Genomic DNA, 13,127 nt, shown 5'->3' on the forward strand with positions numbered 1-13,127 from the left:
ATAAAAGTAGCTTACGCTTTTTAGTTTTGTTTCAAGAAATTTTTGGGGCTTTGCGAGGTTTGCTGTATCTTGTGGCTCAGGGCGTTAGCTCATTTATTTATTTTGATTTTTACTAAAAAAGATATGAAAAAAATATTGTATTCGGTTTTGGTAGTCTGCGGCCTAATGCTCGCTTCTACTGGTGGTTGGGCGCAAGCCGTGAAGCCAACCAACAAACGTATGTATAAGTCAGTGCAAGAAGCAACGGCAGCGCAAAAAAACAATGTAGCGGTTAGGTCTTTGGATTTGCGTAATCAGAATCTTACGTCTTTGCCGCCCGAATTGTTCGAGCTCACCGACCTAAAGGTACTGATTTTGGATAACAACCAACTGCAAAGCATTCCGTCGGAGATTTCCAAGCTACAAAAACTCTCGGTACTGAACCTGCGCAACAACCAACTGCGAGAGTTGCCCGCCAGCCTTACCAGCCTTACAGATTTGCGTTTGCTCACACTCGGCAACAACAAATTGAGCAGTTTGCCAACAGGTTGGGGCGCAATGACGCACCTTTTCAGCTTGGATATTACTCAAAATCAGTTCACAGCGTTTCCGAGTGCCTTGTCGGAAATGGTTGGTAAAAATACCGAATTTCGCAGTTTCTTAGACAAAGGCAACCCGTACAGCGGCAAACCTAGTTCTATTCCTGCCAACTTCGAGAAGATGATTCAGGGCAATCAAGCGAAGGCAAAAGCCAACAGCAAAGCCAAAATTATTTATAAAAAATAAAAGATTTTGGTTCAAAAGACCCCGCCTAAATCCTCCCCAAGGGGAGGACTTCACTTTGCGGAGGACTTTAAATGCTCCTCCTCACTGGGGAGGCTGGGTGGGGTTCTTTCGCGCGATCGGGGTTAGGGGTGGGTATCCAATGCCGCCCGAATTTCTTTCAAAACACTGTCTATTTCCTGCAAAACTTGGTCGTTGGTGAAGCGTATCACTCTAAAGCCGCACTGATTGAGTAGCTCAGTACGCATTTGGTCATATTCTTTTTGTTGGTCATGGACGCCACCGTCCACCTCAATAACCAGTTTGTGCGGCAAGCATACAAAATCTGCGATAAAAGCATCTATGGCATGTTGGCGGCGAAACTTTACGCCTAACTGTTGGTTGCGCAAATGTTCCCACAAGGTCTTTTCGGCCAATGTAGGGTTTTTGCGGTTGCTGTAGGCAAAATCTTTGAGGTGTCGCCATTGTTCGGGCGTGGTGCTTTGCCAGTTGTAAAGTGGTTCGTCTGGTGGTGTCATAACTATTTGGTTTGTGGTAAGTTATGATTTGTTGTTAGGATTTGCAAGAAAATCCAGCCTAAATCCTATGGTTCAAAAGACCCCTCCTAAATCATGTGATCCCCAAAACCCCTCCTAAATCCTACGTTGAAAAAAGACCCCTCCTAAATCCTCCCCAAGGGGAGGACTTCACTTTGCGGAGGACTTCACTTTGCGGAGGACTTTACTTTGGGGAGGCTGGGTGGGGTTCTAAAACACGGGTTCAAAAGACCCCTCCTAAATCCTACGTTGAAAAAAGACCCCGCCTAAATCCTCCCCAAGGGGAGGACTTGAACAGAAATTGTAGGTGAGACAACAGAAGTCCACGAAGCAATAACAGAAGTCCACGAAGCAATAACAGAAGTCCACAAAGCAATAACAGAAGTCCACAAAGCAATAACAGAAGTCCACAAAGCAATAACAGAAGTCCACAAAGCAATAACAGAAGTCCACAAAGCAATAACAGAAGTCCACAAAGCAATAACAGAAGTCCACAAAGCAATAACAGAAGTCCACAAAGCAATAACAGAAGTCCACAAAGCAATAACAGGAATTGCAGGTGGGATATGTGGTTTGTGAAGACACAAACCATGGGAGGGGTTTCAAAAGACCCCTCCTAAATCCTACGTTGAAAAAAGACCCCTCCTAAATCCTCCCCAAGGGGAGGACTTCACTTTGCGGAGGAATTCACTTTGCGGAGGACTTCACTTTGTGCGGAACTTGCCTGTTACGGCCTCATTGATAAGCGATTGTTTGTAGGATTTTAAATACTCGATTTGCTCATTTTGGAGGGCGATGGCGCGGTCTATGCGCTCGGTCTCCGATGACAAATACGATACGATCGCCTCCTGCTCCGATAAGGGTGGAAGTATCGCTTCTATACGATACAAATCATCTGTATATAATCTTATAAAACCTTCCATTACTCCTGTTACAACTTTTTTATATTGCTCTAAATAAAACGGAAGCAATAATAGTTTACCTATATAATCAACATTATCTATTTTGCATTTATATATAGAATAATCAGGACTAGTGATACCCTCAATTTTAGCTACACCAATCAATCCATTTACGGCTTGCATTTTATTTATTACAATATTATTATAATAAACTTTTTTATATCCAATAAGAGACTCTGCCCCACCCGCTCTTTCTTCTAACGAAGATTTAGGAATTATTCCTAAATATTTACTTAAAGAAAGCAACTCCTCACTTCCTGTTGTTGTTCTAATGTTGATTTCATCAAGCACATACTTCAGCCTTTTTACTTCCCAGTGTTCGGGGATTTGGCCAATCCAGTCGATGCCCGACTCTTTGAGCGGCGCGTCTGCGTCCAGACCGCGCGTAACCGCCTGCTGGATACGCACTTGCCGCAAGGTTTTGAGCTGCTCGATTTGCTCGGTTTTTAGCCCAATCGCGCGGTCTATCTTCCCGCATTTATCGTCCAAATACGCCGCTATCGCCGCCTGCTCCGATAAGGGTGGAAGAGGGATAAATAATTCAGAATATTTATCCGCCCCAATATTTTCAATTGTAGCTTTATTGAAAATAAAATCTTTCCAAGATGCAAAAACCCCCGATTGAGTATAGGCATACAAAAAATCACTTAGTATTTTACTTGTATCAGGCTGTGCTTTTATAAGATAACCTGCGAAACAATAATTTTTTTCAGTACTTAAAGAGATTTTAAATTGATAAGACTTACCTACTGTTGCCCCACTTCTCGCAAATAAAATATCACCATCTGACAACAAATAATTATTTGCTATTTCAAATGGTAGCGATAGTTTTTTATCTTCACTTAATTTCCCTTCTAATCCAAAATCAGAAATTCTAATATATCGAGGTAAGTTAGAATCATATTCCCAACCACTTTCATTTGCGCCATATTTTAATTTTCCTAAAATCACATACTTCAATTTCTTTACTTCCCAATGTTCGGGGATTTGGCCGAGCCAGTCGATGCCGCTATTTTTATATTTTTCGTAAGGTTGCATAGGGGTTGGGGTTTAGGCGTTCAGGATGTCGTGTAGCAAACCGTCGGCTTGTTGTTCCAGCTCCAGCAATTTTTCTTTGAGCGTTTGGGCGGCAGGCAAGGGCGTATGGGTATAGAAATATTTGTTAAAAGAAATTTCGTACCCGATTTTGACACTTTCCAAGTTGATCCAAGCCTCTGGCACGTGTGGTTTCACCTCGCGGCAGAAGTAGTCGTAAATGGACTCGGAGAGCGGAATTTGTTCGGCGTCGCGCAGGTCGCTTTCCGTCTCATAACAAACGTACTCGTGTGGCAGCCCCGTCGGGAAATAGCCAAATTCGGGAAGCTGTTCGGCCTTGCAACCGAGTCGGTCCAAGAGTTGTTGTAGCTTTTCGCCTGTGAGTTTTTCGGTTTTACGGATTACTTTTTCGGCGGCGGCATCGTAAGTAGAAATAGCCTGCAAAATGGCTTTTTTGTCCGTGCCGCCCAGTCCCAACTGATGTTTTTTGTTGAGTTGGTCAATGCGTTCGCTCAGGGCGTTTTGGTCGGCAAGTGGCTCACTGCCAATGTGTCGCCAAAGCGTACAAGCGGCCTCGTAAATGGCTTTTGGTTTTTGCCAAGTGGCAGGCTCAAGGAGTTTGATAATTTGTTTTTTGTTCAAATCCCAGCCTTGTTGCTCGGCCAATTTCTGAATGTCGGCGGCGTGTGGAGCCAAATTTTGGTAAACGGCCTGCCCGTAGCGTTGGAACAACGCCTGCATGGGCAAGTACATGGCCTTATCGAAACGCAAGGTGTCGAGGGCTTCTTGGGAAAACTGTGCGCGTAGTCGTTTGGGGCGTTCGATGTTTACTTTGTAATAGCCAAAGTCTTTGTTGTCGAACACTTTGGCGTTGAGCGGCGCGTCTGTGGCGGGTTTGTCCTGAAAGCTCATGTAAGCCTTCACGATTTGGGCAATGTGTTCGGGGGCAAATTCGGCGTTTTTGTTGCCTAAGTTTTTGCGCAATTTTCGGAAAAGTTGGTTGGCATCGATGAGCTGGACTTTTCCTTTTCGGTGTTCGGGTTTGTGGTTGTTGAGCAACCAAATGTAGGTAGTAATGCCCGTGTTGTAAAACAAGTTGTTGGGCATCTGTACGATAGCGTCGAGCCAATCATTTTCGATGAGATAGCGACGGATATTGCTTTCGCCGCTGCCCGCATCGCCCGTAAACAAGGAACTGCCGTTGTGCACGGAAGCCACGCGCGCACCAAAAGTGTTGTGCTCGGCAGCCTTCATTTTGTCGGCCATTTCCATCAGAAACAGCAGTTGGCCATCCGAACTGCGGGGGGCGGCTTCTACGGTTTCCATGTTGCCCCAATAGTCGGCCAGCCTGACCATAAAGCGGGTGTCAATCACGTCTTTCCCGTCTTTGATGTATTTCTGTTCGCTTGCCCACGACTTACCGTAAGGCGGATTGGAGAGCATAAAATCAAACTTATAGCCCGAAAACTCGTTGGTGGAAAGCGTAGAGCCGACGCGAATATTTTCGGGGTCTTTGCCCTTAATCATCATGTCGGATTTGCAAATGGCGTAGGTTTCGTCGTTAATTTCTTTTCCGTACAAATACACATCGCCTTGATAACCAAATTTATTTTCGGGTTCTGTCAAGAAATTTTCGCTTTCGGTGAGCATGCCGCCCGAGCCGCAAGCGGGGTCGTAAATGGTAATAATGGGCGGCAACTGTCCTTGTAGCGGCTCAAAAACCATGTGCGTCATGAGTTCAATTACTTCTCTTGGGGTAAAATGCTCTCCTGCTTCTTCGTTGTTTTCTTCGTTAAATTTTCGGATAAGTTCCTCAAAGACATAGCCCATGCCCAAGTTGGACAAAGGTAGCAAGGCGCGGCCTTCGGGGTCGTTTTTTTCGTGTGGCGTGAGGTTGATGTGCGGGGAAGTGAACTTTTCGAGCACGTCCAACAACACATCTTTGGCGGCCATGTGTCGGATTTGGGCTCTTAGGTTAAACTTTTCGATGATTTCCTGCACATTGCCCGAAAAGCCATTGAGGTATTCCTCGAAGTTGGCGACTAATTTTTGTTGGGAATTGGTGGCCGTGCCTTTGAGTTTCTCCATTGTCCAAGTGGAGGTGTTGTAAAAGACAAAACCCGCGGCTTTTTTGAGTCCATCGGCATCAAGGTCAGCCACTTTGATTTGCTCTTTTTGGAATTTAATTTCTTCCAATACGGCCTCTTTGCTGCTTTCCAGCAAGGCATCTATGCGGCGCAGCACCACGAAAGGCAGAATTACGTCGCGGTATTTTCCGCGTACATACACGTCGCGGAGGCAGTCGTCGGCAATGCTCCAAATGAAGCTAATGAGTTTATTATGAGTCTGTTGTGTCATTGGTCAAACGTTTACGGAGTCCAAAATGAAAAAGGCTACAAAGCTATGACAATTCTCGTTAAAATCCACCAGAGAACCCCACCCAAACCCCACCCGACCTCCAAGACCCCACCCGACCTCCCCAAGGGGGAGGGGAAATTGAAGTCCTCCCAACCTTGTGTTATTAAACCCCACCCGACCTCCCCAAGGGGGAGGGGAAATTGATGAAGTCCTCCCAACCTCCAAGACCCCTCCCGACCTCCCCAGTGGGGAGGGGAAATTGATGAAGTCCTCCCGACCTCCAAACCCCACCCGACCTCTCCAGTGGGGAGGGGAAATTGATGAAGTCCTCCCGACCTCCAAACCCCACCCGACCTCCCCAAGGGGGAGGGGAAATTGATGAAGTCCTCCCAACCTCCAAACCCCACCCGACCTCCCCAGTGGGGAGGGGAAATTGATGAAGTCCTCCCAACCTCCAAACCCCACCCGACCTCCCCAGTGGGGAGGGGAAATTGATGAAGTCCTCCCTTTGGGGAGGATTTAGGTGGGGCGTTTGAACCCGCAGGATTTAGGTGGGGTTTTGCGCGGTTTTGCAAACTTTTTACTAATTTCGTAACATAACTAATTTTATTTATGCTATCAACCTACAAAGAACAAGCTCTTGAATCGCTCATCGAAAAAGTTTTAACAGGCAGTTCGGCAGAAGAACGCAAGACAGGCCAAACACTTACCACCGAAATAGGCAACGGATTTGCAAGCGGCTCGCCTGCCCATTTCGACAAAAAATATGCCTTGGATACGGCGCACTTCTGGAATTTTTTGCAAACAACCCAAGCCAAAGAACTGGCCAAAGTGCAACGCGCCCCAGATTGGCAACTCAAAATATTGGAACGGTATGACCGTCTCGTCAAAAAATATGGCGTTTTGCGCGTACTCAAAAAAGGGTTGGAAGTAGATGATGCACACTTTACTTTATTTTATGAGTGGCCGAGTGCCAGTTCTGCCCAATCCATCAAAGATAATTTCGAGAAAAACCAATTTTCCGTAACTCGCCAGTTGCGTTATTCGCAGCTCCATGCGGGCGAGGAAATAGACATGGTTTTGTTTGTCAATGGGATACCCTTGCTCACGATGGAACTCAAAAACGCATGGACAGGCCAAACCGCCGCCGTACAAGGACAAAAGCAATACAAAGAAACCCGCGATACCTCTCAAACGCTTTTTCAGTTTGGCCGCTGCTTGGTGCATTTCGCTGCCGACACCGACGAAGTTTATATGACCAGCAAACTCGATGGCAAAAACACGTTTTTTCTTCCTTTCAACAAAGGCAACCATTTCGGAAAAGGCAATCCCGTAAACCCCAACGGCTTCAAAACGGCCTATTTGTGGGAGGAGATTTTTACCAAAAAAAGTTTGGCCACTATCATACAACATTTTGTACTACTCGACGGCAAAGAAAATGAACCATTACCCAAAAAGCAGTTCATTTTTCCACGCTATCATCAGTTGGACGTAGTGAGCAAAATAATAGAAGATGTACGCGCCAAAGGCGTTGGCCAAACCTATCTTATCCAACATTCGGCGGGGTCGGGCAAATCCAACTCTATTACTTGGACGGCCTTCCAACTCATTGAGGTAGAAGACAATACAGGCCGAAATCTTTTTGATACGGTCATTGTCGTAACCGACCGCCGCGTATTGGACAAGCAGCTACGCGACAACATCAAGCATTTTTCGGAAATCAAAAACATCGTAGGAGCGGCTTACACTTCGCAAGATTTGCGCTTGGCTCTGGAAGGTGGCAAACGCATCATCGTAACCACGATCCAAAAGTTTCCGCACATCGTCCATGATATTGGGGATATGGCCGACAAGCGTTTTGCGGTGGTCATAGACGAAGCGCACAGCTCACAAGGCGGCACGGCCGCCGACACCATGAACGCCGTCATCGGGAAGTTGGACACCAACGAAGAAGGCGAAATAGATACACAAGAATTTATTAATCAAGTAATGCTTGCCCGCAAAATGCGTAGCAATGCCTCTTATTTCGCTTTTACGGCCACCCCCAAGCCCAGTACATTGGAGCGTTTCGGGCAGCCCAACGGCGCAGGCGGCTTTGAGCCATTTCATCTCTATTCTATGAAACAAGCCATAGAAGAAGGCTTTATTTTGGACGTATTGGCCAATTATACCACTTATGAGAGTTATTATCATCTGGAAAAATCCGTAGAAGACAATCCAGAATTTAATACCAAGAAAGCCCAAAAAGCCCTGCGTGCCTATGTCGAAAAAGACAAACGCACCATTACGGCCAAAGCCGAAGTGATGTTTGCGCATTTTATCCAAAATGTTTATGCCAAAAAGAAACTCGAAGGCAAGGCCAAAGGCATGGTTATTACCCAAAACATAGAATCGGCCATTCATTATTACACCGCCCTGAAAGAGCAACTGCACAAACACGGCAATCCGTTTGATATTATCATTGCTTTTTCGGGTAAAAAAGAACTACACGGCGTTACGTACACGGAAGCCAGCCTCAACGGTTTTGCCGATACGGAAACCAAAGAGCAGTTCGACCAAGACCGTTACCGCCTCTTGGTGGTGGCCAACAAATACCTGACGGGCTTCGACCAACCCAAACTAAGCGTTATGTACGTGGACAAAAAACTGGAGGGTGTTTTGTGCGTGCAAGCTCTTTCGCGCCTGAACCGCGCCGCACCGCGCTACAACAAACGTACCGAAGACCTTTTTGTCTTGGATTTTTTCAACGCCAGCCAAGACATCAAAAACGCCTTCGACTTGTATTACAGCTCTACCAGCCTACTGGAAGCCACCGACGTAAACGTATTGCACGACCTGAAAGACGCACTCGACGACTCAGGCGTTTATGAGCAATCCGAAATAACGCAGTTCAACGAATTGTTTTTCAGGCAAGAAGAAGGCGAAATAATTACCAGCCTCATCGACACAGCCGCCGCACGCTTTAACGAAGAACTGTACCTCACCGACGACCAAAAAGCCGACCTCAAAGTAAAAGCCAAGCATTTTGTCAAAATATACGGGCAAGTAGCCGCCATTCTTAATTTTGAAAATATACGTTGGGAAAAACTTTTTTGGTTTCTTAAATTCCTGATTCCTAAAATGTTGGTTCGGAATGCCAGCAGCGAAATAGATGGGCTATTGGATGCAGTAGATTTGTCAACTTACGGCCTGAAACGCGTCAAACTCAACGAAAAAATAGCACTTGATGCCGCCGAAACTGTCTTGGATGCGGTAAGCTCCAACCCCAGAAGCGCACATAACGTAGAAGAAACAGAAGACTTAGAAACCATTCTTCAAAACTTCAACGAACATTGGTACACGGGTTGGGACGCAACAGCCGAAGACAAACACGAAATCTTTACGTCGTTTACCAAACGCATCACCCAGCACCCCGACTTTACGACCAAATATCAAAACAACACGGACGCTTATACGCGCGAGTTGGCCTTTAAAAAAATATTTGACGACGTAGCACACGCTTTGAGCAGACTCAATATTGATTTTGCCAAACAGCTTTTAGACGACCAGTTCAAACAAGATTTCAGGGATAGCGCGCAACGGCGTTTACGCTAAAATATTTGCACTTACACGAATATTTGTGTTTACTTGCCCACTGATTTTGCAGTTTTAACCCCCAAAATAGCCTTTCGCGAGGCTTTTTTTAATCAAAGCACAACCATACTCAAAACCTATGTCATTGATACTTATCAAAAACATCAAAACATTGTTGCAAGCACGAGACATTTCGTATGCAGCAGGCCAAAAAATGCGCGACATCGGCGCATTAGACGACGCTTTTTTGTTGATTGAAGGCGAAAAAATAGCCGATTTTGGCGCAATGGCAGACTTGCCACAGGCTTTAGCCAAATTAAATTTGACAGAAAAAGCACTGACCGAAATAGATGCCACAGGTCGCGTAGTTTCGCCTTGCTTTGCCGACTCGCACACACACATTGTCTATGCGGGCAGCCGCGAAAACGAGTTTGTGGATAAAATAAAAGGCCTTAGCTACGAGGAAATAGCCAAACGTGGCGGCGGCATTCTCAACTCCGCCAAACGCCTGCAAGCCGCCACCGAAGATGAGCTTTACCAAGCAGCTTTGGGGCGCGTAAAAGAAATGGTGGGCTATGGCATCGGGGCAATAGAAATAAAAAGCGGTTACGGGCTTACCGTCGCCGACGAACTGAAAATGTTGCGCGTGGTCAAACGCCTCAAACAAAACACACCCGTTACTATCAAATCCACGTTGTTGGCTGCGCACGCGTTGCCCGAATCCTACCGCAACCGCCGAGAAGATTTTATTTCGCTCATTATCAATGAAATGATTCCGCAAGCTGTGGCCGAAGGACTTGCCGATTATTGCGATGTTTTTTGTGATAAAGGATTTTTTACGGTAGAAGAAACAGCCCAAATTTTGGAAGCTGGCGCACGCTACGGCCTCAAACCCAAAATTCACGCCAACGAACTCGACTTTTCGGGAGGCATACAAGTGGGCGTAGCACACAAAGCCATTAGCGTTGACCATCTGGAATGTACGGGCGATGAAGAAATCGAGGTGTTGATGGAAAGCCACACCATGCCGACACTTTTACCCAGCACGGCGTTTTTCTTGCGTATCCCCTACCCGCCTGCCCGCCAAATGATAGATTCGGGTTTGCCTGTGGCCGTTGCCACCGACTACAACCCCGGCAGTTCGCCTTCAGGCAATATGTTGTTTGTATTGAGTTTGGCCTGTTTGTACCTCAAAATGTTGCCAGAAGAAGCCCTCAACGCAGCCACTATCAACGGCGCACGCGCCCTTGAATTGGAAAGTTCGTTAGGTTCTATCAGCAAAGGAAAAATAGCCAACATCTTTATTACCAACCCAATATCTTCTTATACGTTTATCCCGTACTCGTTCGGGCAAGGCGGACAGCTCATTGACACGGTGATTCTTCGCGGCCAAATCGTGAAAAAATCGGGTGTTGTTAGTTTTTAATTACAATAAAAAAAACACCTATAAGCGAAACGACACTTATAGGTGTTTTTTTTATTGAGAAAAACTTATTTCTTTTTCCGCAACAATGCGTACAATATCAAGCCTAAAGCCAATGTAGCCAATCCGTAGAGCGATTCGGTGGTTTTGTCGCGGAAAATAAAAAACAGCGTCCAGAGCGTAAGTCCCAAGAAAATAATGGGCGTAACAGGATAGCCCCAAGTGCGGTACGGACGCGGCAAGTCGGGGCGGCGCACACGCAACACAAACAAACCCAACACCGACAAAAACGTAAACAAACTCAACACAAAGCCCGAATAGGTCAGCACGGCCTCAAACGAGGAAGTAAAAATAAAAAACAACGTAAGCCCAGACTGAAATAATGTGCCATTGAGCGGAATGTTACGGACGTTGCGACGCGCCAACCAACCCAAGGGCGGCAAATCTTCGCCCATCGTCTGCACCACGCGCGGCCCTGCAAAAATCATGGCACTAATCGTGGATACCAGCAGCAACGAAATGAGCAAGCCCATCATTTTGCCACCTGTTTCCCCAAAAATATAACCTGCGGCCACATAACCAACTTCGGGTTTGCCAGCCATCGCCGAAAGCGGCGCAACGTACAAAAACGAAAAATTGAGCACCACATACAGCAGCATGACGGCCACCGTACCCGTCAGCAACGCACGCGGCAAATTGCGTTGCGGTTCGCGGATTTCGCTGCTAATGTAGGCGGCAGCATTCCAACCCGAATACGCATAAGACACATAAATCAACGATACGGCAAACGACGGGCTCAAAATGGCCTGCCAGTCCGTAGCCTGTGGCGGAAATAAACTAAACGATTGATGTACAGGTGTATAAAACAAAGCTGCTCCAATAAAAAATAAAATGAGCATTACTTTGATGGAAGTAGAAAACAACTGAAAATAGCCGCCAACTCGCACGTTGGTGATGTGAATGAACGTGACCAAAATCACCACCGTAGCGGCCAAATATTGTTCGTTAAGCTCAGGAATAACACTTTGTGCGTACTTGCCCAAAGCCATCGCCGCCAAAGCCGTAGGCGCAGCAAAACCCACCGTAGCCGACACCCAACCCGACAAAAAGCCCAAAGCAGGGTGATAAATTTTGCTCAAATAATGGTACTCACCCCCCGAACGCGGCAGCGTAGCGGCCAATTCGCCATAACTCAACGCACCGCACAGCGCAATAAGTCCGCCCACCACCCACAAAGCCAGTAGCGCAAAATACGATTGGATTCCCAAAATCTGATAGCCCAAACTCGTAAATACACCCGTCCCGACCATGTTGGCCACCACCAAAGAAGTAGCCGTATAAACCGAAATTTTATGTTTGTTGTCTTGTTGTAATTCCACTCCCGCCAAAGGTTTTGTTTGTGCTTAATGAATAATTCTTTTAACCCTATACGATTTCGTTAAAACCGTATAAACCATGGTCTGTGTCCTCACAGACCACATTTTGCCGCCATCTATATTGGCTTGGTTCAGGCTCAATAACAATGTTATTCTTCCGAAATATCCAACAGTCGTAGGCCGTCGGCTTCCAAGCGTACCATTTGTTTTTTGTACAATGCGCCAACGGCTTTTTTGAATGTTTTTTTGCTCATGCCCACCCACTCATAAATTTTAGTGGGGTCGGTTTTGTCGGTCAGGGGCAAAAAGCCGCCCGCCAATTGCAACTCGCCCAGTAGTTTGGTGGTGGCCACTTCCACTTCGTCGTAGCCTTGTTTTTGCAAAGTCAAATCTATTTTGCCATCAGGACGTATTTTTTTGATATAGCCTTGCAAATGGTCGCCAATATTCACCGCCGCAAACACTTCATTGGCGTACAACACGCCCCAATGCGCGTGATTGATAATGGCTTTATAACCCAAGTCGGTACGTTGGGCAATGAGTAAACTTACTTGCTCGCCTTCCTCCAAAGTCATTTCGTTGTCACGCAAAAAATGGTCTATGCGTGCGCTGCCGATAATACGCTGCGTTTGTTCGTCGATGCCGATATGCACCAAATAAAAACGGCCAGTTACCATTTTTTGGCTTTGCTCCCGAAACGGAACAAACAAATCTTTGGGCAAACCCCACGCCAAAAACGCGCCGATGGGCGTTACTTGCACCGCTTCCAAATAAGCAAATTCGCCTACAATGGCTTCGGGGTGTAGCGTAGTGGCCACGAGGCGGTCTTCTGAGTCGCGGTAAATAAACACTTCGAGCCAGTCGTCGATGCCCATTTCGTCGGTCAAGTATTGGAGCGGCAACAAAATTTCGCCTGCTTCGCCGCCATCAAGGTAAAGGCCAAAGTCCACGAACTTGACCACGCGTAAGCGGTTGTATTGACCTAATTGTATGTTAGTCATGCTTTACTATTCGATTAAAAGTATTTGCTTGTGCTTTCAAAAATAAAAAGCGTTGTTCGGAATACTCCAAAAAACGCTTCTGTATCTTTTGTTTTCAAGCC

9 protein-coding genes are annotated in these 13,127 nt (G+C 46.3%); 3 read left to right on the top strand and 6 right to left on the bottom strand.

Features of this window, described 5'->3' with window-relative positions; all coding sequences use genetic code 11:
* Positions 1-123 precede the first annotated feature (123 nt).
* A complete protein-coding gene (locus tag BM090_RS08420; protein ID WP_091510780.1) occupies positions 124-765 on the top strand; it encodes a leucine-rich repeat domain-containing protein in 642 nt (213 codons plus the stop codon).
* Between the two features lie 122 nt (positions 766-887).
* Here the strand turns inward: BM090_RS08420 and BM090_RS08425 are convergent, their stop codons facing one another.
* From BM090_RS08425 to BM090_RS08440, 4 genes are all read right to left on the bottom strand, one after another.
* Positions 888-1,280 (bottom strand): endonuclease domain-containing protein, encoded by a 393-nt coding sequence (locus BM090_RS08425; RefSeq protein WP_091510784.1) that lies wholly within the window; start codon positions 1,278-1,280, stop codon positions 888-890.
* 284 nt (positions 1,281-1,564) lie between these two features.
* The gene (locus BM090_RS18345) at positions 1,565-1,885 is read right to left on the bottom strand and encodes a hypothetical protein (RefSeq protein ID WP_177199883.1); all 321 of its coding nucleotides are present in this window, start codon (positions 1,883-1,885) and stop codon (positions 1,565-1,567) included.
* A 117-nt stretch (positions 1,886-2,002) separates the two neighbouring features.
* Positions 2,003-3,298, bottom strand: coding sequence for a restriction endonuclease subunit S (locus BM090_RS08435; RefSeq protein ID WP_091510787.1), 1,296 nt, complete (start codon positions 3,296-3,298; stop codon positions 2,003-2,005).
* A 12-nt stretch (positions 3,299-3,310) separates the two neighbouring features.
* The gene (locus BM090_RS08440; protein WP_091510790.1) at positions 3,311-5,653 is read right to left on the bottom strand and encodes a type I restriction-modification system subunit M; all 2,343 of its coding nucleotides are present in this window, start codon (positions 5,651-5,653) and stop codon (positions 3,311-3,313) included.
* Positions 5,654-6,265: 612 nt separating this feature from the next.
* Between BM090_RS08440 and BM090_RS08450 the strand changes: the two genes are divergently transcribed.
* A complete protein-coding gene (locus BM090_RS08450) occupies positions 6,266-9,247 on the top strand; it encodes a type I restriction endonuclease subunit R (RefSeq protein ID WP_091510798.1) in 2,982 nt (993 codons plus the stop codon).
* Positions 9,248-9,365: 118 nt separating this feature from the next.
* Positions 9,366-10,652, top strand: coding sequence for an imidazolonepropionase (hutI, locus tag BM090_RS08455; protein WP_091510801.1), 1,287 nt, complete (start codon positions 9,366-9,368; stop codon positions 10,650-10,652).
* Between the two features lie 65 nt (positions 10,653-10,717).
* On the opposite strand, the gene BM090_RS08460 is transcribed toward hutI, so the two are convergent.
* The gene (locus BM090_RS08460) at positions 10,718-12,028 is read right to left on the bottom strand and encodes an APC family permease (protein WP_091511298.1); all 1,311 of its coding nucleotides are present in this window, start codon (positions 12,026-12,028) and stop codon (positions 10,718-10,720) included.
* Between the two features lie 146 nt (positions 12,029-12,174).
* Positions 12,175-13,026, bottom strand: coding sequence for a CvfB family protein (locus BM090_RS08465; RefSeq protein WP_091510805.1), 852 nt, complete (start codon positions 13,024-13,026; stop codon positions 12,175-12,177).
* Positions 13,027-13,127 lie beyond the last annotated feature (101 nt).

It is taken from the genome of Flexibacter flexilis DSM 6793 (assembly GCF_900112255.1).
GTDB classification, from domain to species: domain Bacteria; phylum Bacteroidota; class Bacteroidia; order Cytophagales; family Flexibacteraceae; genus Flexibacter; species Flexibacter flexilis.